Source organism: Gilliamella apis (assembly GCF_030758615.1).
Lineage (GTDB): Bacteria > Pseudomonadota > Gammaproteobacteria > Enterobacterales > Orbaceae > Gilliamella > Gilliamella apis_A.
In genome coordinates this window covers 1,118,940-1,144,209 of sequence record NZ_CP132381.1, presented here as the reverse complement: position 1 = coordinate 1,144,209, position 25,270 = coordinate 1,118,940, and the positions used below count along the sequence as shown (strand labels likewise).

23 protein-coding genes and 2 pseudogenes are annotated in these 25,270 nt (G+C 33.5%); 9 read left to right on the top strand and 16 right to left on the bottom strand.

Annotated elements, in window-relative coordinates; translation table 11 throughout:
• The first annotated feature begins 140 nt into the window (after positions 1-140).
• On the top strand, positions 141-1,538 hold the full coding sequence (gene hemN, locus RAM17_RS05275; protein ID WP_110448227.1) for an oxygen-independent coproporphyrinogen III oxidase: 1,398 nt from the start codon (positions 141-143) through the stop codon (positions 1,536-1,538).
• Between the two features lie 45 nt (positions 1,539-1,583).
• Here hemN and rsmC read toward each other — a convergent pair whose 3' ends face one another.
• Complete coding sequence (rsmC, locus tag RAM17_RS05270; RefSeq protein WP_110448228.1) at positions 1,584-2,624, bottom strand: 16S rRNA (guanine(1207)-N(2))-methyltransferase RsmC; 1,041 nt, start codon at positions 2,622-2,624, stop codon at positions 1,584-1,586.
• A gap of 86 nt (positions 2,625-2,710) precedes the next feature.
• Here rsmC and RAM17_RS05265 point away from each other — a divergent pair, with 86 nt between their 5' ends.
• The 6 genes from RAM17_RS05265 to cyaY all read left to right on the top strand — a co-directional run bounded on the left by RAM17_RS05265 (position 2,711) and on the right by cyaY (position 6,003).
• Positions 2,711-3,112, top strand: coding sequence for a DNA polymerase III subunit psi (locus tag RAM17_RS05265; RefSeq protein WP_110448229.1), 402 nt, complete (start codon positions 2,711-2,713; stop codon positions 3,110-3,112).
• Positions 3,087-3,548: a ribosomal protein S18-alanine N-acetyltransferase gene (gene rimI, locus RAM17_RS05260; RefSeq protein ID WP_110448230.1), complete on the top strand. Its 462-nt coding sequence runs from the start codon at positions 3,087-3,089 to the stop codon at positions 3,546-3,548. Before RAM17_RS05265 ends, rimI begins: the two co-directional genes overlap by 26 nt.
• Positions 3,549-3,569: 21 nt before the next feature.
• Positions 3,570-4,199 carry a thiamine diphosphokinase gene (locus RAM17_RS05255; RefSeq protein ID WP_181414684.1) on the top strand — a complete coding sequence of 210 codons (630 nt, stop codon included), beginning with the start codon at positions 3,570-3,572 and terminating at the stop codon, positions 4,197-4,199.
• A 76-nt stretch (positions 4,200-4,275) separates the two neighbouring features.
• Positions 4,276-5,073 (top strand): hypothetical protein, encoded by a 798-nt coding sequence (locus tag RAM17_RS05250; RefSeq protein WP_110448232.1) that lies wholly within the window; start codon positions 4,276-4,278, stop codon positions 5,071-5,073.
• Positions 5,074-5,589 carry a surface-adhesin E family protein gene (locus RAM17_RS05245; protein ID WP_110448233.1) on the top strand — a complete coding sequence of 172 codons (516 nt, stop codon included), beginning with the start codon at positions 5,074-5,076 and terminating at the stop codon, positions 5,587-5,589.
• Positions 5,590-5,691: 102 nt separating this feature from the next.
• Positions 5,692-6,003, top strand: a complete 312-nt coding sequence (cyaY, locus tag RAM17_RS05240; RefSeq protein WP_198199271.1) for an iron donor protein CyaY — start codon at positions 5,692-5,694, stop codon at positions 6,001-6,003.
• A 67-nt stretch (positions 6,004-6,070) separates the two neighbouring features.
• Here the strand turns inward: cyaY and uvrD are convergent, their stop codons facing one another.
• The 12 genes and pseudogenes from uvrD to RAM17_RS05180 all read right to left on the bottom strand — a co-directional run bounded on the left by uvrD (position 6,071) and on the right by RAM17_RS05180 (position 18,193).
• Positions 6,071-8,302, bottom strand: coding sequence for a DNA helicase II (uvrD, locus tag RAM17_RS05235; protein ID WP_110448234.1), 2,232 nt, complete (start codon positions 8,300-8,302; stop codon positions 6,071-6,073).
• Positions 8,303-8,478: 176 nt separating this feature from the next.
• Positions 8,479-9,192 (bottom strand): 5-amino-6-(5-phospho-D-ribitylamino)uracil phosphatase YigB, encoded by a 714-nt coding sequence (gene yigB / locus RAM17_RS05230; protein WP_110448235.1) that lies wholly within the window; start codon positions 9,190-9,192, stop codon positions 8,479-8,481.
• Positions 9,192-10,106, bottom strand: coding sequence for a tyrosine recombinase XerC (gene xerC, locus RAM17_RS05225; RefSeq protein ID WP_110448389.1), 915 nt, complete (start codon positions 10,104-10,106; stop codon positions 9,192-9,194). The genes yigB and xerC overlap by 1 nt, the downstream gene beginning before the upstream one ends.
• Before the next feature lie 18 nt (positions 10,107-10,124).
• Positions 10,125-10,835 (bottom strand): DUF484 family protein, encoded by a 711-nt coding sequence (locus tag RAM17_RS05220; RefSeq protein ID WP_372339522.1) that lies wholly within the window; start codon positions 10,833-10,835, stop codon positions 10,125-10,127.
• Between the two features lie 81 nt (positions 10,836-10,916).
• The gene (gene dapF, locus RAM17_RS05215; protein ID WP_065650897.1) at positions 10,917-11,741 is read right to left on the bottom strand and encodes a diaminopimelate epimerase; all 825 of its coding nucleotides are present in this window, start codon (positions 11,739-11,741) and stop codon (positions 10,917-10,919) included.
• Between the two features lie 116 nt (positions 11,742-11,857).
• On the bottom strand, positions 11,858-13,111 hold the full coding sequence (lysA, locus tag RAM17_RS05210; protein WP_110448237.1) for a diaminopimelate decarboxylase: 1,254 nt from the start codon (positions 13,109-13,111) through the stop codon (positions 11,858-11,860).
• A gap of 12 nt (positions 13,112-13,123) precedes the next feature.
• Positions 13,124-13,264, bottom strand: coding sequence for an LPS translocon maturation chaperone LptM (gene lptM, locus RAM17_RS05205; protein WP_110448238.1), 141 nt, complete (start codon positions 13,262-13,264; stop codon positions 13,124-13,126).
• 391 nt (positions 13,265-13,655) lie between these two features.
• Complete coding sequence (locus RAM17_RS05200) at positions 13,656-14,546, bottom strand: L-ribulose-5-phosphate 3-epimerase (RefSeq protein WP_110448239.1); 891 nt, start codon at positions 14,544-14,546, stop codon at positions 13,656-13,658.
• A gap of 67 nt (positions 14,547-14,613) precedes the next feature.
• The gene (locus RAM17_RS05195; protein ID WP_086363488.1) at positions 14,614-15,258 is read right to left on the bottom strand and encodes a 3-keto-L-gulonate-6-phosphate decarboxylase UlaD; all 645 of its coding nucleotides are present in this window, start codon (positions 15,256-15,258) and stop codon (positions 14,614-14,616) included.
• Between the two features lie 9 nt (positions 15,259-15,267).
• Positions 15,268-15,968 (bottom strand): annotated as a pseudogene (locus tag RAM17_RS05190) (L-ribulose-5-phosphate 4-epimerase).
• Between the two features lie 2 nt (positions 15,969-15,970).
• Complete coding sequence (locus RAM17_RS05185) at positions 15,971-16,444, bottom strand: PTS sugar transporter subunit IIA (protein ID WP_110448241.1); 474 nt, start codon at positions 16,442-16,444, stop codon at positions 15,971-15,973.
• 27 nt (positions 16,445-16,471) lie between these two features.
• Positions 16,472-18,193: a PTS ascorbate-specific subunit IIBC gene (locus RAM17_RS05180; RefSeq protein ID WP_232350069.1), complete on the bottom strand. Its 1,722-nt coding sequence runs from the start codon at positions 18,191-18,193 to the stop codon at positions 16,472-16,474.
• A gap of 469 nt (positions 18,194-18,662) precedes the next feature.
• Here RAM17_RS05180 and ulaR point away from each other — a divergent pair, with 469 nt between their 5' ends.
• On the top strand, positions 18,663-19,424 hold the full coding sequence (ulaR, locus tag RAM17_RS05175) for an HTH-type transcriptional regulator UlaR (RefSeq protein ID WP_086363484.1): 762 nt from the start codon (positions 18,663-18,665) through the stop codon (positions 19,422-19,424).
• 26 nt (positions 19,425-19,450) lie between these two features.
• A pseudogene (ulaG, locus tag RAM17_RS05170) lies at positions 19,451-20,519 on the top strand (L-ascorbate 6-phosphate lactonase).
• Between the two features lie 155 nt (positions 20,520-20,674).
• Here ulaG and recG read toward each other — a convergent pair.
• Genes recG through rpoZ form a run of 3 tightly spaced genes read right to left on the bottom strand, consistent with a single transcriptional unit; the run spans position 20,675 to position 25,192 of the window.
• Positions 20,675-22,768, bottom strand: coding sequence for an ATP-dependent DNA helicase RecG (recG, locus tag RAM17_RS05165; protein WP_110448244.1), 2,094 nt, complete (start codon positions 22,766-22,768; stop codon positions 20,675-20,677).
• 5 nt (positions 22,769-22,773) lie between these two features.
• A complete protein-coding gene (spoT, locus tag RAM17_RS05160) occupies positions 22,774-24,882 on the bottom strand; it encodes a bifunctional GTP diphosphokinase/guanosine-3',5'-bis pyrophosphate 3'-pyrophosphohydrolase (protein WP_110448245.1) in 2,109 nt (702 codons plus the stop codon).
• Positions 24,883-24,901: 19 nt separating this feature from the next.
• Positions 24,902-25,192 (bottom strand): DNA-directed RNA polymerase subunit omega, encoded by a 291-nt coding sequence (gene rpoZ / locus RAM17_RS05155; protein ID WP_034903119.1) that lies wholly within the window; start codon positions 25,190-25,192, stop codon positions 24,902-24,904.
• Positions 25,193-25,270 lie beyond the last annotated feature (78 nt).

Below are 25,270 nucleotides of genomic sequence, written 5' to 3'. Positions count from 1 at the left end.
GCCACTATTGATTATGCTATGTTTATACTTAGGATTATTTATTTGCACTTTATTATATTTAAAAAAAACAAATTACATTAAATTAAAAACACAAATAAGAGCAAAACAACGTAATACAGCAAAACGTTATGGAAATGACAATGTCAAACGCAGGACTAAATAAAAATGTGATTCAACCCCTATTATGGGATCAAGCGTTAATTGAAAAATATAATTATTCAGGTCCAAGATATACCTCTTATCCAACAGCACTTGAATTTAACGAACAGTTTACTGAACAAGATTTCATTTTAGCGACCAACCTTTATCCTGAACGACCATTATCGCTTTATATACATATTCCGTTTTGCCATAAACTTTGTTATTTTTGTGGTTGTAACAAACTGATCACACGACAAACCCATAAAGTCACTAAATATCTTGATGTATTAGATATCGAGATTGCTAAACAGTCCGAATTATTTAAAAACCGGACTGTGACACAAATGCATTGGGGAGGAGGAACTCCTACTTTTTTAACTGATGCTGAAATTAGCCGCTTGCTCTCTTCAATAAAAAAACACTTTAACTTTGCTCAAAATGCCGAACTATCCATTGAAATAGATCCAAGAGAAATAAGTCCACAAACGATTGATCATCTGGCTAATGTTGGCTTTAATCGGTTAAGTATGGGGATCCAAGATTTCAATCATGAAATTCAAAATTTAATTAATCGTGAGCAAGATGAAAACTTGATCCGTTCATTAATTATCCAAGCAAGAAAAAATAACTTTCGTTCTATTAGTCTAGATTTAATTTATGGATTACCTAAGCAAACTGTTGAAAGTTTCACGGAAACATTAAATAAAGTGATTGATATTTCGCCAGATAGATTAAGTGTTTTTAATTACGCACATTTACCTAGCCGATTTGCTGCACAGCGTAAGATCAAAGATAATGATTTACCTAATGCAAGTCAAAAATTGAAAATCTTACAAACCAGTATTGAAAAATTGACTCTTGCTGGTTACCAATTTATAGGTATGGATCATTTTGCAAAACCAACTGATGAGTTAGCTATCGCACAACAACAGAACAAGTTACATCGCAACTTTCAAGGTTATACCACTAAAGGGGATGCTGACTTACTTGGTCTCGGTGTATCAGCAATAAGTATGTTGGGAGACAGCTATGCCCAAAACCAAAAAGACTTAAAAAGTTATCAAAATCAAGTTGAACAAAAAGGACATGGTTTATGGAAAGGATTTACCTTAAATCGTGATGATAAAATACGTCGAGATGTTATTAAACAACTTATTTGCCATTTCCAGCTTGATAAAAAGCAGATTGAACAATATTACCATATCCAATTTGATGACTATTTTGCTGAAGATTTAAAACTGCTTGCACCACTAGAACAAGATGGATTGGTTGTCGTTAATCAAGATAGCATTAATGTTCGACCTAAAGGCCAGCTTCTAATTCGCAATATTTGCATGTGCTTTGATATTTATATGCGTCGATTGGTACGACAACAACAGTTTTCACGCGTGATTTAATTGAATAAATTCACGCATGACCATTTAATGATACTGATTTAAGTGTTAATGACTGGCTAAATAAACCTTAAATTTAGTCGTTTGAGCAATAATTTCAACACTTTTAAATGTTTCATCCAAGATCGATTGATATGGTAAAAATGAATTTGCCACAATACAAAGATAGCCATTTAGTTTTAAGTGTTTTTTTGCTTCCTTAATCAACTTGTTAACTGCGGTATAACTTGTTTCTTTGCCATCGTGAAAAGGTGGATTAGAGATGATTAAATGATATTTATCGCTTATATCTGAAAACACATCACTAGCAATAACACTTGCCACAATGTTATTAGCAGCTAAAGTCGCTTTACTTGATTCTAATGCAGCACTACTTACATCAGTTAATGTTAAGCTTATATCTTGATTTAGTTTACTTATGACTGTTGATAATATGCCCGAGCCACAACCAACATCAAGAATATTTCCTTTGATAATATCACTATGATCCATAAGTGCATTTAATAACAGCTCACTTCCTGCATCTAAGGCTTTTTGGCTGAAGACGCCTGGTAAGCTTTTAATTTCGATATCCTGTTTTTCAATCGTTAAGTGATAACTCAACCACCAGTCTTTTACTTCAAAAGCCAAACGACTATCAGCTCGAAAATGATATAAACCACATCGTCTTGCACTATCTATTTTTTGGATAGAACCAAAGTCACTTAACAGCCCTTCCACACTTTTTACCCCTGAACGATTTTCACCAATGATAAAAATATCACTATCTTTAGGCATATTGTTCAATAAATAGGATAACTGAAATTGTGCTTCACTCTTGGTTTTAGGCCAATAATAAATGAGTGTATTTATATCAGTATAAAAAGATGTATCAGGATAGAGCGAAAATATAGTGCTATTGGCTCGTTTACTATTTTTAAAGCTTAAAAAAGTATGATATTGGGAACAATGAATCTTAACTATATTGGCTGAAATAACCGCAGGATAATTATCTTGAATATCACCAGCAATAAGGATATTTTTATCATCAAAAAATGACTGATGACGTTCAAGTACTTGGCTAGCTGGAGTAAAAACAGATGTTGCCATAATGCCTCAATGAAAAACCTTTATAAATTGAAGCGAAGATTATACAATTAACTTCCTTTAATCCCTAGTAAAACCGTAATCTGATAATGACACAAACTGATTGGTATCTTAAACAGTGTAATATTACTCAATATGTTTTACGCAATTCAACCGTTTTTCAGGGTGAACTTGCGACTCATATAGACGATAAAATTCGTTTAATTGTTGTTGCTAAACAAAAACCAACACAAAAAATATATTACGATATTTTAAAAGCCATCCGTTTAACAGAAGAACAAGTGTTATTTCTTACCCCTTCGCAATTAATTATTTCGGCGGATGAAGTAAAAATAGTGACATGGTTTATAGATGTGCTTAGCAATGAACCATGGCAAAATAGTTTAACCATTAATACCTGTGATTTAGATTCGCTAGCTAAAGATCCACACCAAAAACGTAAACTTTGGCAGCAGTTATGTGAATATGAAAACAATTTCCATCCTGAATGAACATGATTTAACGGAAGCATATGAGTTAGAACTCATATGCCACCCTATCCCTTGGTCCAAAGAAACTTTTTTTTCAAATCAAGGGGAACGTTATATCAATCTTAAAATAACTGTTGGTAATAAGCTAGTCGGCTTTTGTATTTGCCAACAAGTTGCCGACGAAGCAACTTTATTTAATATTGCTATACATCCTGCATACAGACAACAGGGATTAGCTAAAGCATTATTAAATCATTTAATTGATAACTTAATAGCCATTAGCTCACCGCAGGCTATTTCAACTTTATGGTTGGAAGTTAGAAAATCTAACACGCCAGCAATTGAGTTATATCATTCAATTGGCTTTAACCAAATAACAGTGAGAAAAAATTATTATCCAACAGTTAATGGTCATCAAGAAGATGCAATTATTATGGCTTACACATTAACGCTATAAATTAATTTAATGGGAATAATCATGCAAAAAAAAACAGCACTACTATTTGTCAATGGTGAACCACCAAAAGATATTCCCAGTAATATAAAAGATTATACTTATATTGCCTGTACTGATGGAGCCTATCATAGCTATTTATTTACATCAGCCATTGAACCTGATTTTATTATCGGTGATTTAGATAGCATAGACTCAACTAGGGCAATTCCGTCAAAAACACAAATTATTCATACGCCAGATCAATCTAAACCTGATTTTGAAAAAGCATTATTATTTTTGAATAGTAAAGGTGTTACATCATTTACAATATATGGTGCATCAGGAGGAGCCAGTGATCATTTCTTAGGTAACTTATCTATAGCAATGCAATACTATCATCAGTTCAAAATGATGTTTTATGATAATTATTGCCATTTTTTCTTCGCTGATCATCATCAGATTATCCACCACGTGAAAAATCATATTGTTTCGTTAATGCCATTGTCTACAGTAACTAATTTGACTATAACAGGCTTTGAATATCCTTTAACTGACCAAAAATTAGTTCTTGGTGGCCACATTAGTTTGCGTAACAAAGCTATCGATGATAAAGTAGAAATCTCTTTTAAAAACGGTGATTTACTAATTTTGATCCAAAATGATTTCAATTAGATTGACATAAATATTTACATTACTTTACAATACTATTACAAACAATTAGCGTGATTTTGGTGAAAGGAACCGCTCTATGATAATAAAAAAACTTACTGTGCTTGCTTGTTCTTCTCTCGTTTCTTGCATGGCTTTTGCGCAGAACGATAGTGTAAGCATTACAGATAAGATAGTAGATAGTTTTCTCGCTTGTGATAACCAATTTTTTAAGCAATTGGCTGAAAATAAAAAATTATTCAGCGATTATGTTGATTTAACAACAACTGATAATGTTACTTATATTCCTGTAGAATCAATTTATCAACAAAACAAAGATAAAGTTAATTTCAAAAAACCTCTTAAATACCACGGATTAACAATAACTGGGTATCAAAACATCTATATTCCAACCAATTTATCTGGACAATATTACTATTGGGGCTTTATTTTTGATAATAGCCAAGAAGAAATTACTAATACACTTAATAATTTAAAATGGTTAAAATATAATAACGCTGTTTATATTGCCAATGCCAAAATCTATGATCGCAATGCAAAATCACCGGTATGGCAAGATAATCCCTACTCAATTGATGGTGTTGTACCAAAACTTGGTACCATTGAAAAATCACTTTATCTAGAAGCCTTTACTGATAATCAAAACCGTGTGCTTTGTTCCATCCAAGGTGATATAAAGAAAGACATTCTTTATAAAGATCGTCCAGATATGAAACCACTTGACGACAAAATGGATAAAGAGCGCCAAGAAAAGATCAAAGCTTATAAATTGAAAAAACAACAAGAAAAAGAACAAAAAGAAGCTCAAGAAAAGCAATCTCAACCCCAACAAGATAAACCAGTTGAAAATAGCTCAAAAGAGGGAGATAAAATTTAAATGAAAAAATTATGTTTATTTTTAATGCTCTTTTCTTTTACAGCTATTACTCATGCAGAAGAAAAGAAACCACTTACTCAAGATGAATTAGCAGCTCAAGCTAAAGAAGTAGAAGTAATGCTAAGTAATCCTAAAATAGGTGAACAATTTACGCCTCTATCTAAAACTGATGAGGATAACACCATTGGTTATGCCTATCTTGATAAAAAATCCATAAAATTACATCCTTATAACGATAAAATTCGAATTTTTAAGGAAGTTACCAATTACATTCCAGCATTAGTTCAAGATATTGATAATGTAAAAACACCATATCATACAGTAGTTGTTAATCATTATGCTAATTGTGATAAAAAAGAAATTGCTAAAGGTAAAATTGAACTTATCGAGAACTATTTTGCCGAAGGTAAACTAGTAAATACTATTGATATTCCAAATCGTTGGACGAGAGCAGATAAAGGCGATGAAAAGCATAAATTACTCGTTATTGCCTGTTCATTACCATTAAACAATTAATTCGATTTTCATTCGTTTTTACTCTTGCCGCCTAGCGGTGGCGGAGTATTTTTTTTTATGTTAATATCAATTTATTAACTGTATAATTTTAATTACATCAATATGAATATCACGCAATTCCATGCCTTAACCGATCAACTTTTTTACCAAATCGAATTATATCTAGATAAATACGCTGACGAACACGATATAGACTTAGATTATGAAACTAATGGCAACGTTATTACCATTAGTTTTCCAAACAATAGTAAAATTATTGTTAATACTCAAGAACCACTTTTTCAAGTTTGGTTAGCAACACAAAAACAAGGTTATCATTTTGATTTAATTAATGAACAATGGATATGTAATCGAACTGATCAACCATTTGAAGAGATATTTGCTTCGTCAGTGCAAGAGCAATCTGAGCAATAATTATAATGATCAAAAAAGGATACTAAGTTAAAAGTTAGTATCCTTTGATTGTTTAGTATTTTATTATTTACATTAAGGTAAGATTTGCCAGTTTCACAACTAGCCATTTAACCCCTTCGTTAACAAAAGCAATTTGCACTCGTCTATGTTCACCTTCGCCATCTAAATTAACAATGGTACCTTCACCAAAACGATTATGCTTAACTTTCCTACCTAATGTGTATCCATCACTTTCTTTTTTCTTCTTAATATATGACTTTTTACGATCTTGATAGAATTGCTCATCTTTAGTGAAAGTATCATCATCATTATTATTAAATGATGTTAAATTAGCTCGGTAACTGATTTCTTGTAAATTATCAACTGGTAATTCTGCTAAAAAACGTGATGGCAAATTACGCTCTTCACGCCCATAAAGCCGCCTTAGTTCAGACAAAGAGAGCGTTAAAAACTTACGTGCTCGGGTAATACCGACATAAGCTAAGCGTCTTTCTTCTTCCATTTTGTCTCGTTCTTGAGAGGAACGTTGTGCCGGAAAAATACCCTCTTCCAATCCAACAATAAAAACATTGTCAAATTCTAATCCTTTTGCTGAATGTAAAGTCATTAATTGCACCGAATCTTGTTGATTTACTACGTCACGGCTTTCAAGAGAGGTAAATGCTAAAAATGATTCTAAAACAGTTAAGGTTTTGCCTGTTTCATTGTCCTGAATTACATTATCTTGGTTAACTCTAAAAAATTGCTCTGCAGATGAAACAAGCTCCTCTAGATTATCCAATCGTGCTTGTCCTTTGATGCCTGGTTCTTGTTCATACATTTGCAATACGCCAGATAATTTAATAATTGCATCTAGTTGTTTATAAAATGGTAATTCATTAACTTCGACATGAATAGATTCCATTAATTCTAAAAAACGACTAATACCTGAACGTTGCCTTTCAGTTAAAGCATTTTTTTGGATCAGCATTAAACATGCATTCCATAACGAAATATTATTTTGCTTAGCACATAATCTAACTTTGTCTAAAGTGACATTACCTATTCCACGAGTTGGAGTATTTACCGTAGTTTCAAATGCCATATCATTATCATGGTCATGCAATAATCGGAGATAGGCTAAAGCTAATTTAACCTCTTGCCTTTCATAGAATCTTATCGAACCATAAATTTGGTAAGGTACGCCAGCTTGTAATAAAGTATCTTCAAAAATACGTGATTGCACATTATTACGATATAAAATGGCACAGCTAGCATAATTATGACCATCGTCATGATATTTTTTTATTTGTCCTACAACAAACCTTGCTTCATCAATATCGTTGAAACCGACATATAGTGAAATTTTTTCTCCGTCACCACTGTCGGTCCATAAATTTTTACCTAACCGATTTTGGTTGTTAGCAATCAATTTATTTGCAGTATCTAAAATAATGCCTGTCGATCGATAGTTTTGCTCTAGGCGAATAATTTCAGTTTCTGGATAATCATTGATAAACATTTGTAAATTATCAGCATTAGCTCCACGCCAACTATAAATTGACTGATCATCATCACCAACAATCATTACATTCGCGGTGTCTCCAGCTAATTTTTTCACCAGCCAATATTGGATTTTATTAGTATCTTGAAATTCATCTATTAATATATTTGAAAAACGATGGCGACAATAATTTAAAACATTTTCATTACGACAAAGCAACTCATATGCTCTCAAAATTAATTCTGAGAAATCAACATACCCAACTCTGTCGCAAATTGCTTGATAATCACGATAAATTGTTTGCCACATTACTTGTTTCGGATCTTCTGGTTTTAGATTATCTGCCCTAAGACCTTTTTCTTTTTGTGTGGAAATAAAATTAGCACACTCTTTTGGTGACCATTGCTTTTCATCAATTTTCAGTTCACGAAAAATTCGTTTAATAAGACGAATCTGATCTTCACTATCAATAAGTTGAAAATTTTCGGGTAATTTAGCTTGTTGAGAAAACATACGCAATAAACGGTGGGTTAAACCATGAAAAGTTCCTACCCACATACCATTTAGGTATCCTTCACCGACTAAAGCTTGTATTCGCTCTTGCATTTCAGCAGCTGCTTTATTGGTAAAGGTGACTGCAAAAATAGAGTTAGGAGAATAATTTTTTTCAACACACAACCAAGCAATTCTATGAACTAATACACGTGTTTTACCACTTCCCGCACCAGCAAGAACAATAGTATATTGACTATCAGTTGTAACAGCATTTTTTTGTTCTGTGTTTAAGTCGGTTAATAACGACTGTTTATTTTCCATTATGTGTTAACCCATCGCAATTATAGCAACCATTAATTAGTATTAATGTTGTAAATGTTTTTAAATTTTTCATTATATTTATAATTATTATAAGTAGGGGTATAAAAGAATAAAGACAGGTATTAAATGCAAAATACATTTAACTTCACTGTCTTTTTATACATATATGAACTGAATTATAACAGATTATCTAATTCTGGCAATTGCGTTATTTCAATATGCGGTAAACATCTAGCATCGGAGAGATGATAAATATCCTGTCCAAAAATATTAATCCAACAAGCTAAAAAACCATTATTAATCGCACCATTGACATCTGTCTCCAAATTATCACCAACGTGCAGAATATAATTATTAGGAATAGCCAATTTTTGCGCGGCTAAAGCAAAAATTTCGGGAAATGGTTTTGAACGACCGTCAGGACCACCTCTTAGCGAAAATTGAAAATAATCGCCTAAACCTATTCTATTTATATCAACATTACCATTAGTAATTACCCCTAATGGATACTTATTGGCTAATTTAGTTAATAACATATGCGTTGATTTAGGAACAACCATTTTATGACGCCAAAAATTAAAACAATCAATAGCTTCATCAATAATCTTGCTATATTGAGATGAAGGGATATTGGTTTTATTTAATAACGATTTAATTGTCTCAACTCGCCAATCAATAACATCATGATATATTTCTGGATTTATAGCGAGCACCAATTTTTTTTCTTGATAGTACAAATCCAATGTCAAATAATGTAATGGCTCATATTGTTGTAAATTTTTTATCACTTCCTCTTCAGCTTTATCTACAATCATACTATTGTCATATAAAGTGTCGTCGAGATCGAATGTGATTGCTTTAATGCAGTTAATTGAACGATAAAAATGCATTATTTTCTTCCTCTTTTAGCTCTCGGATGAGCCGAATCATAAACTTCTGATAAATGTGAAAAATCCAAATGGGTATAAACTTGAGTAGTAGATAAATCGGCATGACCTAATAATTCTTGTACTGCCCGTAAATCACCGCTCGATTCAAGCATATGAGTAGCAAATGAATGACGCAGTTTATGCGGATGAATATGTGAACTTAATCCTTGTTTTATTCCCCATTGTGCAAAGCGTTTTTCAACATTTCGTGGTGAAATTCGCTTACCCAGTTTAGAGATAAAAACAGCATCATCTTGCGGTTTTAAATCATTTCGCATAGTTAACCATTGCTCAATCCATCTAATTGACTCTCGGCCTAAAGGCAATTTCCGCTCTTTATTACCCTTTCCTGTTACCCGGACTTCACCTTCAGTTAAATTTAATTCCCGACAATTGAGACTTACTAATTCAGAAAGGCGTAATCCTGAACCATACATCACCTCCAACATTGCCCTATCACGTACAGAAAGCGGATCACTATACTCAATATCAAGCAGCTGATTGATCTCATCGATATCAATATTTTTTGGAAGATGTTGACCCAATTTAGGGTTTAATACACCACGGGCTGGATTGGCTGAGATCAGATCGTTTTTAACCATCCAATCAAAAAAACTGCGTAATGCAGATAATCTTAATGATAAACTACGAGCTTGTAAGCCGGTTTGTCGACTGCGACTAATAAGTAACCTCACAGCAGATGAATCAATGTCCTGCCATTTAGTAATATCTAAGCCGTCAGTTAAATCAATAAGCGCATAAAGTTGACGACGATAGTTAATTTGAGTATTAAGACTAAGTTGTTTTTCAGATTTTAAATAATTTAAAAAATGATCTACAGGCTCGGTTAAAAAAGAAGAAAGATTAGAATTCATTTTAACCATCATATTTCCTTACTTTTTGCGCATGATCCATTTTTCAACAAGAATTGGCAATATTTCACCGATTTTTTCTAACAATAAGGTACCTTGTCCTGTCTGATAATGCTGTGGATCTGCACTCGTAAACATTAACAAACCAAAATCGCCAAATTGCCCTAACAATGATAAAGCCACAGAGCCAACGTAACCATGTTTAGGTAATAGAAAATCTAATTCAGTTGTATTTAATGAACCTAAATAAAATTGGCTATACTGTAAATGTCTTACACGAATAAAATCAAACTGCGATGAATTTAAAGCTAAGTAATGATAGTTGGATGGTGCACTAAGTAACCATTTGTCATCAAATAAATATAAATAGGCACCATTAAGTCCTAAATCTTTAGCCCAAACTTTTAAAGAATCTAATAATTCGTTTATATCTTTTGCTTTAATTAATTGAAACTGCAATTTTATTAGCTGATTAAAAAGCAATTCATTAGCACTTGCGTGCTCCATCAGCATCGTGATTTCTGACTCAAGTTGACTGATTTTATTACGTTGCCTTGCCATATGCCATTCAGGTAGTGATATCATACCTCTCACTGGGTGTGGTACGCGCATACGCTCAATATGAGTCGCATTTCGAATAAAAAAATCTGGGTTATCAATAATATATTGGCTAACCATTTCATCATTTAATTTAACAAATGATTTTTTTCGTTGCGACGGTTTTGACTTCAATGTTTGTGTTTTTTTTACGACCATAATTTATTTCATTGTCTTTATGTAATCTATTAATAAAATTCATAAAGTCTAGCGTAATTAAATTGCAATATAACCATCATACACATGCGTAGCTGGTCCTGTCATATAAAGCGGCGACTGATTACCTTTCCAATCTATTATTAATTTTCCTCCGGGTAGATTAACATTCACCCGCTGGTTTAATAATCCTTGATTAATGCCAACAGCAACAGCGGCACAAGCTCCTGTTCCACAAGCTTGAGTTTCACCAACGCCTCTCTCATAAACACGTAAATTAATATTATCTCTATCAATAATATGCATAAAACCAATATTCGCTTTTTCAGGAAAGCGTTCATGTTGCTCTAATAACGGACCTAAAGTTAATACTTGAGCGGTTAACACATCTTCAACTTGAATTACACAATGCGGGTTCCCCATAGAAGCGACACCACATAAAACTGTTTGTTCTTGTGCTCGAATAATATAAGTTTTTTCTTCTTTAATGGCTTTGAAAGGAATTTTATTAGGCTCAAAAATTGGTGTTCCCATATTAACCCGAACGGTTTCATCATCATTTACCGTCAAAACAATATTACCTTTCATAGTACTGACTTTTAATACTCTTTTTTTAGTCAATCCTTTCAATCGTACAAAACGAGCAAAGCAACGAGCACCGTTACCACATTGCTCAACCTCTGAACCATCAGCATTAAATATACGGTAATGAAAATCACTTTCAGGAGAATAAGGTGGCTCAACAATAAGTAACTGATCAAACCCAATTCCTGTATATCGATCTGACATACGTTTGATCATTTCACTTGAAAGATGAACATTTTGCGTTACTGCATCAATAACCATAAAATCATTACCCAGTCCATGCATTTTTGAAAAGTTCATCTCTAGTTACCTTTTATTGTAAATCGTCAGTATTTATTACTTTTTCATCATATTGTTTGATTAGATGTATTAATCAAGCAAAAATTAGAAAACATATGTATCAACTTCATAATGAATTATAATACTAATTCACCACGCCATAAATCATCAAAAGTTTCACGCTCTCGAATCAATTTATGCTGATTACTATCTTCAAGCATGACTTCGGCCGGTCGAGGATGACTATTATAATTAGACGCCATACTAAAGCCATAAGCACCTGCACTACAAATAACTAACAGATCATCTTGTTCAACTGAAAGTTCACGTTGATAAGCTAATACATCACTAGATTCGCAAATTGGCCCTACAACATTATAAATCTTTTTGGTATTTGAATCTCTTGATTCTTTAACAGGTAGGACTTGCATCCACGCTTGATAAAGCGCTGGTCGAATCAGATCATTCATTCCGGCATCAACAATCGCAAAATGATTGCCATCTTGATGCTTAGTATATTCAACTTTAGTAATTAATAATCCAGCATTGGCAACGATTGATCTACCTGGTTCGAAAACAATTTCAAGTTCAGGATAATTTTTTAACTTTTCAATTAGTTTTGATACCAGTAATGTCGCTGATGGTGGCTGTTCATCATCATAACAAACACCTAAACCTCCGCCTAAATCAATATGCTTAAGATGAATATTTTCTGCTGCTAGTTGGTCAACTAATGCCAATATACGATCAGCTGCATCAAGAAAAGGCGACAGCTCAGTTAATTGAGAGCCAATATGACAATCAATACCGACTATTTTAATATTATTTAATGATGCTGCTTTACGATAAGTATCTAAAGCTAATTGATAACTTATACCAAATTTGTTTTCACGTAATCCTGTTGAAATATACGGATGTGTTTTTGCATCTACATCCGGATTAATCCGTAAAGAAATGTTCGCTGTTTTCCCTAATTGATGAGCAATATCATTGATACGATATAATTCAGGTTCTGATTCAACATTAAAACATTTAATTCCTACTTCAAGTGCACGTCTAATCTCAACAACAGATTTTGCAACTCCTGAAAATACAATTTTTTTAGGATCAGCACCAGCTTTTAATGCTCTCTCTAATTCACCTTGTGAAACAATATCAAAACCAGCACCAAGTTTAGCTAATAAGTTTAAAACAGATAAATTGCTATTCGCTTTTGCTGCATAACAAATCAAATGCTTCTTATTTTTTAAAGAATCTTGATAAGAAAGAAATTGCTTAGTTATGTGATCAGCAGAATAAACATATAAAGGAGTACCATATTGATTAGCTAAATCGCAAATAGAAACGTTATCCGCCAATAAATAGCCATTTTGGTAATGTAAAAAATCCATCATATTATTCCTTTAAGCTAATTTATTTGTATCATTAGATTCAATAATTGCATTTGACTGATCTGCTGGATGATAAAGAGGTCCTTTTAAACCACAACCTAATAAGGTGAAAATAACTAAAAAAAGAGAAAAGAGTTTTAGAGCGGATTTCATAAAATATTCGCAATTTAATCAGATTTATAATGCAGACTATATTACACGATAGCCATATTCGTGCAAAGATCAAATCTTTAAGTTTTCTAAGCATGATACAAAAAAAATTTGCATAATTTTATGCTATTGATAATAAAAAGTTATATAAAAATTTAATATAAATTACAACACTTAAATCATAGTATCGCTAAAATTTAGTTCAATTAATCATAATTATTTTATTATTGATAATCAGAGAGTCTAAAAATAAAATTATAATTGCAATTAATAAATTTAAAGCTGCCATAATTGGATTAATTATATATCTTCAAATGATATATAAAGAATATCAATGCTCCATTTCTAAAATTCATGAAACATAGAACATTGATAATTTATGATTAGATAAAAATTAACTAAACAGGACAAATTCGGCATTTTCAGCTATGGTTTTGAGCCGTTTTTGAGCTGTTATAATGTTTTCTCTCCATTTATGATCTTTTGCCCACATTTCAATAACAAGCGGAGCAGTATAATTTATCTGTTTTAGTATTTTAAATATAGCAAGAAAATCAACCTCCCCCTCACCAATAGTTAAATCTCTAAACTGACCAGAATAATTAGCTTTAACCTTATAAGTATCTTTTAGATGTATTTGAACAATGTGCTCTCGACTTAACATAAGCTCTGTACAGACATCATAATTCCAACCAGAAATGTTCCCTACATCTGGGTAAGCCATAAAATAAGGAGAATTGACTTCTTTTTTTAGAATTTCAAACTTACAGAGTGAATTGAGATAACTAGTATCCATGATTTCAACGGCAAGCATTATCCCCATTTTTTCAGCCTGTTTCGCTGACCACTGCATTCCCGCAATAAATCGCTGGTGAGTCTGTAAATTGGCTGGTTCATAATAAACATCATATCCAGCTAATTGAATTACCCTTATTCCTAGTTTATAGGCGAGCATCAGTGCTTTATTCATAATAACTTTGGCTTGCTGACGTACGCTTTTATCGGCAGATCCAAATGGAAATTTACGATGAGCACTTAAACACATAGAATGCAATGGTAGTCCATATTGTTCACATAATCGCTTTAATCGATAAATTTCATCATCTGACCAATCAAGTCTTGCTCTTCGCTGTTCTGATTCATCAATTGATATCTCGATAAAATTAAATCCTAATGTTTTCGCTTCGTGCAGTTTTTCTTGCCAAGTAAGTTCATTAGGTAATGCCTTTTCATAAATACCAATATAATTAGATTGATTGGTCGGATTGATTGCATATTTTGCCATAATAAAACCTAATAATATTTATTTGAACATCAAATATGCAGTCATTTTACTGACTGCATCGCATCTATTACCAATATTTAGCAATTTGCTCTCTTAAAGCTTGAGCAGTTTGCTTACCATTTTCACTAGCAAGAGCTCGACCAGCAATAAAGGCTTTGGTTTTAATTCCTGCAAATAGGTGAATATCTTCAGGAATAATTCCGCCCGTTATGGAAAGTTCAAGACCTAAATCTGACAATTGTCGCATTTTAACCAAATCATCCTTTCCCCAGCCAATACCAGCTAATTCAGCATCACGAGAACGGTGATAAATAGCCTGTTTAATACCTAATTTTCGCCACGCTTTGGCATCATCAAAAGTCCAATGTCCATATAGTTCAATTTGAATTTCACCTTTGAAATCATCTGCCACTTTTTTACATGCTTCAATAGTGGCAATATGTGCTGCTGCTGATACAGTTAACCAATTAGCACCTGCATTAAAAGCCATTTTTGCTAAAATAGCTCCGCCATCAGTGGTTTTCAAATCACACACTAAGATATGATTAGGATACAGTTGCCTTAAACATCTAACACTTTCCATTCCACCACCAAAAGCAAGAATAGTTCCTACTTCTATGATATCTACAAATCCTGATACGTTTTTAGCAACATCAAGAGCTGATTTTAAGTCTGTTTGATCTAAAGCAATTTGTAATTTTGGTAAAGTCATTTTATTTCCTTAATTTATTTTATTTTGGCCATAATAAGCATTAGCACCGTGTTTACGGAAATAGTGCTTATCGGATAATGTTTGTTGAATTTTAACTGTTTGGTTAAGTTGTCGAGTTGAAATGGCCATCATTGCCACTTCTTCAAGAACTACCGCGTTATGAACAGCATTCGAAGCATTTTTACCCCAACAAAAAGGCGCATGACCTGAAACAATCACACCAGGCATAGCACTAGGATCAATAGCTTTACGCCTAAATTCTTCAATAATGACTAAACCGGTATTTTTTTCATAATCTGTAGCAATTTCACTATCAGTTAGTCGACGAGTACAAGGTACATCACCATAAAAATAATCAGCATGTGTAGTGCCTAGTGCTGGTATATCCAATTCAGCTTGCGCCCAAACGGTTGCATATCGCGAATGAGTATGGACAATCCCACCAATATTTGGGAATGCTTTATAAAGTTCAATATGTGTAGCTGTATCACTAGAAGGGTTTAAATGACCCTCTATTATTTCACCCGTTAATGACACAATGACAATATCATCAATAGCCATATCACTATACTCAACACCAGAGGGTTTAATAGCTATCACCCCATTTTTACGATCAATTTCTGAAACATTACCCAGGTAAAAGTGACAAGATGATATTTGGGTAATAATAAGTTAGCTTGTAATACTCGGTCTTTTAAAGCTAGAAACATATTTAACCTCCATTCAATGCCTGATCGATGACAGCATAGACATCTTCTTTCGTGTTACAGCATCTTAATTTATCTAAATCAATACCTGTTTCACTATTTTCATCCTCTACGATTTTTATCACTTCCATCAAACCTTCCATATGCTGATCAGATGTACTGCCAGCAAGCGTGACAAGTACATCAACAGGTGCAACTTCACCGTCAAAATATATTGGATTTTTCAAGGTAACTAACGCAAAAGCAGTGCGATTTACACCATCTTCAGGTCTGGCATGTGGCATAGCGAGATTTGGAGCAATAATAATGTAAGGTCCCATTGTGTTAACACAATGAATGATTGCTTCATGGTAAGATGATTCAATTGCATTAGAAGCAATAAGCATATCAGTACCTAACTTCACCGCCTCTTGCCAATTATTAGCGTCTGCTTTTAGTAAAATAGAGTTATTTTCAATTAATGATTCTTTGAAAGCCATGTTAGCCTCCTTTTTAGTATATTTTGTCTATTTAGCATTAACTTTATTGATAATCTCGATGAGTTCATCGCCAAATGTTTGTGGATTTAACATATTTTGTACACCTAATGCATGTTGTCCTTCATTAACTTCAATTTCATGAATTAAATGCTTTGAAGCAACAATAATGTCAACGTTAGGCAATCGTGATTTGTAATCCGTAACTGCACATGAATCCATAATATTTGGAATACCTTTTTTATCTAGATAGTTAGCTATTTTCATTTTCATCATCATTGACGAGCCTTGACCACTACCACAGACAGCAAGAATACGTATCGGTTGACCTTCACTGATTGCTACTTCATCCATTTTTTCAACAACAGCTTCATTAATATCTTGGCTAACATCGTTGTCTTCTAGTCGATTTTTTTGTAATGCTTCTTCTGCTCGTAATCTTTTTGCAGCAAAAAACATATACACCAGTGCTAGTCCGATTAGTAAATAAATGAATAAATGAGAGAAAGATAAGCCTTGTAAAATTGGAGGAAATAAAATTGCCCAATCAGCCATTCCCATCCATGAATCAATTGGTGTGCCATGTTGAGCAAAAATATTAATTACCCACGCCGAACCCAATACTTCTATCATTCCCATCACAAAACAGATTTTCATTACTGCTTTCCATCCACCAAAATGGTTAGCGAATACCCCTATTGTTGCATTTGAAAAAAACATCGGGATAAATCCAGGAATAATCATGATTGGAGATTTAAAAATCAGTAATAGTGCAATAGCTAAAAATTGACCTAATGCGCCCCATATAAAACCGAATACCATTGCATTAGGAGAAAATGCATAAATAGCAGCACAATCGATAGCAAGAACCGCATTCGGAATTAATTTTTCAGAAATGCCTTTAAATGCTTCGGATAACTCTGCTACAAACATTCTTACACCACCAACAATAACCTGAATTGCGACAGCAAATTTAAGTCCTGTTTCAAAAATATAAATAGTCCAATGGGTTGATCCAGCCATTGTTTGTAAGTTATCTAAGCCAAATGAAAGTAAAATAATTCCGAAAAATATCGTCATAACTATTGTAGTTGCAGCAATACTATCGTGAAAAATATGTAACCATTTAGGTAGTTTTAAATTATCAACAGAATCATTTTTGTCCCCTAATTTTGGCGCTAACTTAACTGCTATCCATGAACCAAACTGTTGTTGATGGCCTATTGAAAAACCTGCTCCTCCAGTGACTGCTTCGGTAGGTTTAAACATCATATTCGAGAATATTCCCCAATATAACGCAGTGATAATTGATGAATAGATAATGGTTTCCCACATGCTATAGCCAAATAAGAAATAAAACAGTGTAATTAAACCAACTTGTTGAAACATAATATGGCCAGTTAACATAATCGTTCTAATACCAGTTAAACGACGAAAAATAACAAGTAGGATATTAATAGCTAATGCCAGTAAAACAGCATAGCCAACCCATGAATAGTGTTCACCCATGCCATTTTCCACCGCAACCATAGAAGCATATGTATCAATGATTGATCCTGTAATACCATGATATTCTGAAAGTTTGGCAATAACAGGTTTAAAAGTTGAAACTAAAACACCTGAACCAACTTGTAATAACATAAAACCAACAATGGTTTTAATCGTACCTTTTAAAATAGTCGTGATATCTTTACGTAAAAGGCAATAACCTAACATGGTGACCAACCCTAATAATAAAGGTGCCTTTGTCATAACCTGACTATAAAAAATATAAAATATGTTATAAATTACTTCCATATGTCCCTCTCATTGGTTATCGACATTTCTAACGTTAACGTTATTGTTTAGGTATCTATAACCTTCAAATGTCTTTTATATAATTACCTATCGCAAAACTCATAGATGGAACTTCAACCTATTTAATATTATTCAGTTCGCTGAATAACACTTGTTATATTCCACAATCAAAAATAATCATTCAATGATTGTTTATGATTATTTTGATATTGATCACTTTTCTAAACTTATTGACTTAGCAATTGTGACATTCATCACATTATCTTCAAAAAACAGAAGCAAAACCTAAAAATATAACTATTATTATCAATATATTGAACTTATGATTATTAATATTGATATTTAAATAATTGACAAAATGCAAAATGATAACTAACATCATTTTCAATCAAATTTAATCATATTAAATTAATAAGAGGGAACAATGAACGAAATATCACGCCACAACGAAATAGTGGCAATGGTTAATGAAAAAGGGATGGTAAGAGTTACTGAATTGGTTTCTTATTTTGCAATATCACCAGCGACAGCCCGTCGAGATATTACAAAACTCGATCAGGACGGAAAAGTAAAAAAAGTTCGTAATGGCATTATGCGAATAGAAGTACAAAAACCAATTTGGGCACCGATAGGAAATAATAATACCGATCATTATCATGAAAAAGCACGTATTGCCATAAGAGCGGCAAAATTGTGTGGAAGTGATGAAAATATAGTTATTAATTGTGGTTCAACAGCATTTTTATTAGGTCGTGAATTATGTGGTAAAAATGTTTCGATCATTACCAACTACTTTCCTTTAGCTTGTTACTTGATTGAACATGATCACGAAAACGTCATCATTATGGGAGGATTATATAACAAAACACAAAACATTATTCTAAATCCTATAGCAAATATAACTGATTCTTATGCAGGAAAATGGATGTTTACAAGTGGTAAAACATTAACACCCAATGGGCTGTATAAGAATGAAATACTAGGAGCGGTGGCTGAACAACAAATACTTGAAAAAATTGAAAAATTAGTAGTCGTTGTTGATAGTTCTAAAATAAATACTAAAGCTAATTCTGGTATGCTTTTTTGCCCAGTAACTAAAATTGATATTTTAATTACTGGTAAACAAGCAAATAAGGAAGTAATTGAAAAGATAAAGGAACAAGGTACTGAAGTGATTTTAGTTTAAAAACGCAAATATAGAAGGAATAAAGTATGAGTAAAGTGAACGAAATTACCAGAGAATCATGGATTTTAAATACATTTCCTGAATGGGGAACATGGCTTAATGAAGAAATAGAAACAACCGAGGTTAAACCAAATACATTTACCATGTGGTGGCTTGCTTGTACTGGAATTTGGTTAAAATCTGCAGGTAATACAAATATTTCTGTCGATTTTTGGTGTGGTACAGGTAAAAAAACTCACGCAAATCCATTCATGAATAAACAACATCAAATGATGAGAATGGGAGGAGTAAGAGAATTACAACCTAATTTAAGGACTAGCCCATTTGTCCTCGATCCTTTTGCAATAAAAGAGATTGATGCAGTTATGGCAACCCATGACCATGCCGATCATATTGATGTTAACGTTGCCGCGGCAGTCATTCAAAATTGTTCACCGAAAGTAAAATTTATTGGCCCTAAAGCCTGTGTTGACCTATGGAAAAGCTGGGGAGTTCCTGAGGATCGTTGTATTGTTGCTAAGGTAGGAGAAACCATTGAAGTTGGTGATATCACAATTCGCGTATTAGACTCTTTTGATAGAACTTCATTAGTAACCTTACCTAAAGGTGTATCATCTACTGACAAATCAATATTAGATAGTATGGATGATCGCGCTGTAAATTACCTATTCGAGACTTCTGGTGGTTCACTTTATCATTCTGGGGATTCTCACTATTCTAATTATTATGCAAAACATGGTAATGATCACAAAATTGATGTTGCATTGCTATCTTATGGAGAAAACCCTAGAGGGGTGACGGATAAAATGACATCTTCTGACATTTTACGTGCAGCAGAATCATTAAAAACGGAAGTCGTGATACCTTTCCATCATGATATTTGGGCTAATTTCCAAAGTGACCCTCGTGAAATAGAAGTACTTTGGCGAATGAAAAAAGAATCGTCTTGAATATGAATTTACACCATTCTTTTGGCAAGTTGGTGGTAAATATACATATCCAACTGATAAGCATAAAATGAACTATCAACATTATCGCGGATTCAGAGATATTTTTACAGATGAACCAGAGCTGCCATACCGTTCATTTTTATAATTAAAAAGCTAACTGATGTGGACTAGAACATCTTTCTAAGTCCACTTTTTTATTGTTTTTTTCTATTTTGTTATATCCTAGTAAGAAAAGAGATTTCAACAAAACAATAATTACTAATATTCTAAACTATAAGCAATTTATCAATAAGAACAAGATTAAGCATTGATATATTTTTGCCGTTCCGGAAGCCAACAATCAACAAGTTGTTTAGCGCACTCTGGAGACTCGCTTAAGATAAGATATGATGCTTTTTGCACCTCGCTAATTAAATGCTGATCACGGATTAAATCAACGATCTTAAAATTCGCTTCCCCCATTTGCCTAGTACCTAAAATTTCACCACTACCTCTAATTTCAAGATCTTTTTGGGCAATCACAAAACCATCATTGCTTTCACGCATTACTCTCATGCGAGCCTGAGCAATTCTACTTAATGGAGCTTGATACATTAACACACAATGTGAAATTGCACTGCCGCGTCCCACCCTACCTCGTAATTGATGTAGTTGAGCAAGTCCTAAACGTTCAGCATTTTCAATGATCATTAAGCTTGCATTGGGCACATCGACCCCAACTTCAATAACCGTTGTCGCAACTAAAAGTTGAACCTCTCCCGCTTTGAAAGCCTGCATAACAGATTGCTTTTCATCAGATTTCATTTTGCCATGGACAAGTGCTATATTTAAGTGTGGTAACCTTTCTTTCAATTCCTCAACTAACATTTCAGCGGCTTGAGCATCCAGAGTTTCTGATTCTTCTACTAAAGTACAAACCCAATAAACCTGACGATGACTTAAACAAGCTTGATTAACCTTGTCGATAATTTCTTCTCGACGGGAATTAGGAATAACAACAGTGGTAACAGGGGTTCGTCCTGGAGGTAATTCATCAATTATTGAGACATCCAAATCTGCATAAACTGTCATTGCCAACGTTCTTGGTATTGGTGTTGCTGTCATGATTAATTGATGTGGATGTATGGCATTTTTAATACCCTTTTCCCACAAACTTAACCGTTGATTCACGCCAAATCGATGTTGTTCATCAATAATAACCAGCCCCAAATTGGAAAATTCAACTTTATCAACAAACACCGCATGGGTACCAACTAACATCGTTATTTCACCTTGCTTTAAAGCCTCATATCGCTGCTGTTTATTTTTAGCTGTTAATCGACCAGATAGCCAATCTACAGTAATACCTAATGGTTCAAACCATTGTTTAAAATTATTAAAATGTTGCTCTGCCAATATTTCGGTTGGCGCCATTAAAACAACTTGATGACCATTCTCTATCGCATTTAAGGCTGCCATAGCTGCCACTAAAGTTTTACCTGAGCCTACATCTCCTTGCACTAGTCGCATCATTGGAATATGTTTTGTCATATCTTGGTAGATATCTTGTACAACTCTTTGTTGAGCATGCGTTGGATTAAATGGTAATGAAGCTAGAAAAGGCAGAATCAATCGCTGATTACTGTGCATTGAATAAGCACGTTGCTTTTGATTATCTCTTTTAATCATTAACATGCTTAAATGATAGGCAAGTAACTCTTCAAATACAAAACGTTTTATAGCTGGATGTTCACCGACTAATAACTGGTCAATATCAGTCGTAATAGAAGGATTATGAATGATATTTAATGCATCTAAAATAGGTAAATAATTTTGACTTAATGAATCAGGTAATATTTCATTTGGTAAATTGTTTTTCAGTAAAATTAATGCCGATTTTATCATTTTACGGATCACATTTTGTGTCAATCCATATGTAGAAGGATAAATAGGTGTAAATCGCTCTTCATTTAAATCGCTTAGCGAAGCTTGTTCAGCTTTATTCGCTTTGATCTTAAATTGCGGATGAATAATTTCTAAATTAGTTTTACCGCTTTTTATTTCACCATATGCACTTATCCATTTTCCTACTATCATCGACGCTTTCATACCTGCATTAAAATGCATAAAACGTAAAATAGCGATTCCAGAATCATCTTGAATATAACATAACAGCATTTGACGACGCTTAAAAATAATCTCTGTTTTAATTATGCGACCTTCAATAGTGGTATATTCGCCAACTGTAGCATCACCGATAGCGCAAGAAGAACTTCGATCTTCATAACGGAGAGGAAAATGTAATAGCAGATCTTGAATGGTTTTAATGCCTAGTGCATGGAATTTACTTTCTAAACTAGCACCAATACCAGCTAATTTGATTAGTGGTATATGGTTTAGTAAACGATCAGACATGATAATTAATTAATATTACGCATCACACTCACTACATCTTGTTGTAGTGATAACTTTCTAATTAAATCATTTAATTGTTGTGAGTTTTTAACTTCAAGCTGCAAAATAATTGTATAAATTTGCCTATCTTTTTCTTCGGTATTCAACCACTGAATATGAGCTTTTTCGTCATTAATAATCGAAAGAATATGACCTAAAGTGCCTTGACTATTAATAATATCTATCCAAATCTCAGCAACAAATAGTTGTTCAATATTTGGTGCCCACTTAAGTGCAATATATTTTTCTGGGTTATTTTGATAACCACTAATATTGCGACATGATTCATGATGAACGGTTAAACCTTTTTCAGGGCTAACATGGCCAACAATCGGATCATTAGGAATAGGATGACAACATTTTGAAAAGGTCACCAAAACGCCTTCACTACCGGTAATAACTAGGGTTTTATTGGTATCAGATTGATTAGATAAAAGCGCTTTATGTTCTAAACCTTTAACAATAAAATGGGACATGATGTTACCAAGACCAATTTCGGCTAATACATCATCAAAGCATGTTAACTTGGTTAACTCAACAATACGATCTTTCTGTTTGAGTGTTAATGATTCAATACCACCTGATTTAATTAACGCTAAATTAAGTAGACGACGCCCTAACTCAATTGCATCTTCTCTTTTTAACGTTTTTAGTGCTTGGCGAATACGAGATCGTGCTTTAGCACTAACGACAAAATTTAGCCAGCTAGCATTAGGACGACTTTCTGGCGAAGTTATAATTTCGACAGTTTGGCCATTACTTAAAGGTTGAGAAAGCGGATAAGGTTTACGATCAACTAACGCACCAATACATTGGAAACCAATATCAGAATGCACTGCATAAGCTAAATCAACTGCTGTTGAGCCTTCAGGTAATTGGACGATACGACCTTTTGGAGTAAAAACATAAATCTCTTTTGGAAAAAGGTCTGATTTAACATTTTCAATAAATTCAAATGAATTACCAACACTTTGCTGAAGTTCTAGCAAACTTTGCATCCAGCGTTGGGCTTTAATCTGAGTGGTGGTATTGTTTAACTCATCATTTTCATTATAAATCCAATGCGCAGCAACGCCCATTTCCGCCATTTGTTCCATGTCTTCAGTTCGTATTTGAACCTCTACCGGGGTACCATGCGGACCAATTAATGATGAATGCAATGATTGGTAACCATTAGCTTTAGGAATAGCAATATAATCTTTAAAACGATTCAGACGTGGCTTATATAAATTATGCACTAAACCAAGTGCACGATAACAAGCATCAACATCTTCCACTACAATTCGGAAAATATAAATATCCATAATTGAATGAAAATGTTGTTCACGCAGTTGCATCTTCTGATAAATCGCATAGATATTCTTTTCAAGCGCTTCTACTTGAGCATCAATACCTGCATCTGCTAGACGACTTCGTATTTCGGAGAGAATTTGTTGGATCAGTTCTTTTCTGGTACCTCGAGCAATTTTAACCACTTTTTTAAGAACCTTAGCTCGATTAGGATGCATAGCAGTAAAACCAAGTATTTCAAGCTCAGTTTTAATATGATGAATGCCTAAACGATGAGCCAATGGCGCATAAATCTCTAAAGTTTCTTTAGCAATACGGCGACGTTTATCTGGTCTTAAAGCACCAAGAGTACGCATGTTATGCGTTCTATCAGCTAATTTAATTAAAATTACTCGCACATCTTCGGTCATGGCTAAAACCATTTTCCGAAAATTTTCAGCTTGAGCTTCTTGTCGATTTCTAAATTTTAACTTATCAAGTTTTGAAACCCCTTCCACTAAAACTGCAACATGCTTACCAAATTTCTGCGTAATATCTTGGAAGGTTACCGGTGTATCTTCGATAGTATCATGCAAAAGTGCAGCGATGATGGTTTCATAATCTAGCCGCATATCAGCTAAAATGGCTGCAACAGCAACTGGATGGGTTACATATGGTTCACCGCTACATCGGAATTGCCCTTCATGTGCTTGCTTAGCAAAGAGATATGCAGCTTGGATCAATTCAACTTGCTTGACAGGAAGATAAGATGCAACTACCTCTTTTAAGCTTTCAAAATATTGCATGGGCAATTCTCAGCAATGTTTATTCGTATGAAGGAGTATTTTCTAAAAGTACCGTTTCATGAAGGGCTGTACGCACTTCTGATTCTTCATCTTGACGAGCTTGGAATTCAGCAGTATCAAGAATTTGTTTATTGACAAGTCCATCTTCAATTTCGCGTAAAGCAACCACAGTTTCTTTATCGTTTTCTTCTGGAATTAGTGGCGATTTATTTTCGACTTGTAATTGACGAGCACGTCTTGCGGCAACTAAAACGAGATCAAAGCGATTACCAATTTTTTCTACTGCATCTTGGACAGTTACACGAGCCATTTTTACCTCTAATATTTTAACTTATATGCTTCAATTGAAAGATCCGCTATTCTACTTAATTTTGTAGCGAATTGTCCA

Bases quoted from the DNA above. Each gene is read 5' to 3' on its own strand.
- hemN (WP_110448227.1), top strand. From the start codon at position 141: ATGTCAAACGCAGGACTAAATAAAAATGTGATTCAACCCCTATTATGG.
- rsmC (WP_110448228.1), bottom strand. From the start codon at position 2,624: ATGGCAACATCTGTTTTTACTCCAGCTAGCCAAGTACTTGAACGTCAT.
- RAM17_RS05265 (WP_110448229.1), top strand. From the start codon at position 2,711: ATGACACAAACTGATTGGTATCTTAAACAGTGTAATATTACTCAATAT.
- rimI (WP_110448230.1), top strand. From the start codon at position 3,087: ATGAAAACAATTTCCATCCTGAATGAACATGATTTAACGGAAGCATAT.
- RAM17_RS05255 (WP_181414684.1), top strand. From the start codon at position 3,570: ATGCAAAAAAAAACAGCACTACTATTTGTCAATGGTGAACCACCAAAA.
- RAM17_RS05250 (WP_110448232.1), top strand. From the start codon at position 4,276: ATGATAATAAAAAAACTTACTGTGCTTGCTTGTTCTTCTCTCGTTTCT.
- RAM17_RS05245 (WP_110448233.1), top strand. From the start codon at position 5,074: ATGAAAAAATTATGTTTATTTTTAATGCTCTTTTCTTTTACAGCTATT.
- cyaY (WP_198199271.1), top strand. From the start codon at position 5,692: ATGAATATCACGCAATTCCATGCCTTAACCGATCAACTTTTTTACCAA.
- uvrD (WP_110448234.1), bottom strand. From the start codon at position 8,302: ATGGAAAATAAACAGTCGTTATTAACCGACTTAAACACAGAACAAAAA.
- yigB (WP_110448235.1), bottom strand. From the start codon at position 9,192: ATGCATTTTTATCGTTCAATTAACTGCATTAAAGCAATCACATTCGAT.
- xerC (WP_110448389.1), bottom strand. From the start codon at position 10,106: ATGAATTCTAATCTTTCTTCTTTTTTAACCGAGCCTGTAGATCATTTT.
- dapF (WP_065650897.1), bottom strand. From the start codon at position 11,741: ATGAACTTTTCAAAAATGCATGGACTGGGTAATGATTTTATGGTTATT.
- lysA (WP_110448237.1), bottom strand. From the start codon at position 13,111: ATGGATTTTTTACATTACCAAAATGGCTATTTATTGGCGGATAACGTT.
- lptM (WP_110448238.1), bottom strand. From the start codon at position 13,264: ATGAAATCCGCTCTAAAACTCTTTTCTCTTTTTTTAGTTATTTTCACC.
- RAM17_RS05200 (WP_110448239.1), bottom strand. From the start codon at position 14,546: ATGGCAAAATATGCAATCAATCCGACCAATCAATCTAATTATATTGGT.
- RAM17_RS05195 (WP_086363488.1), bottom strand. From the start codon at position 15,258: ATGACTTTACCAAAATTACAAATTGCTTTAGATCAAACAGACTTAAAA.
- RAM17_RS05185 (WP_110448241.1), bottom strand. From the start codon at position 16,444: ATGGCTTTCAAAGAATCATTAATTGAAAATAACTCTATTTTACTAAAA.
- RAM17_RS05180 (WP_232350069.1), bottom strand. From the start codon at position 18,193: ATGACAAAGGCACCTTTATTATTAGGGTTGGTCACCATGTTAGGTTAT.
- ulaR (WP_086363484.1), top strand. From the start codon at position 18,663: ATGAACGAAATATCACGCCACAACGAAATAGTGGCAATGGTTAATGAA.
- recG (WP_110448244.1), bottom strand. From the start codon at position 22,768: ATGTCTGATCGTTTACTAAACCATATACCACTAATCAAATTAGCTGGT.
- spoT (WP_110448245.1), bottom strand. From the start codon at position 24,882: ATGCAATATTTTGAAAGCTTAAAAGAGGTAGTTGCATCTTATCTTCCT.
- rpoZ (WP_034903119.1), bottom strand. From the start codon at position 25,192: ATGGCTCGTGTAACTGTCCAAGATGCAGTAGAAAAAATTGGTAATCGC.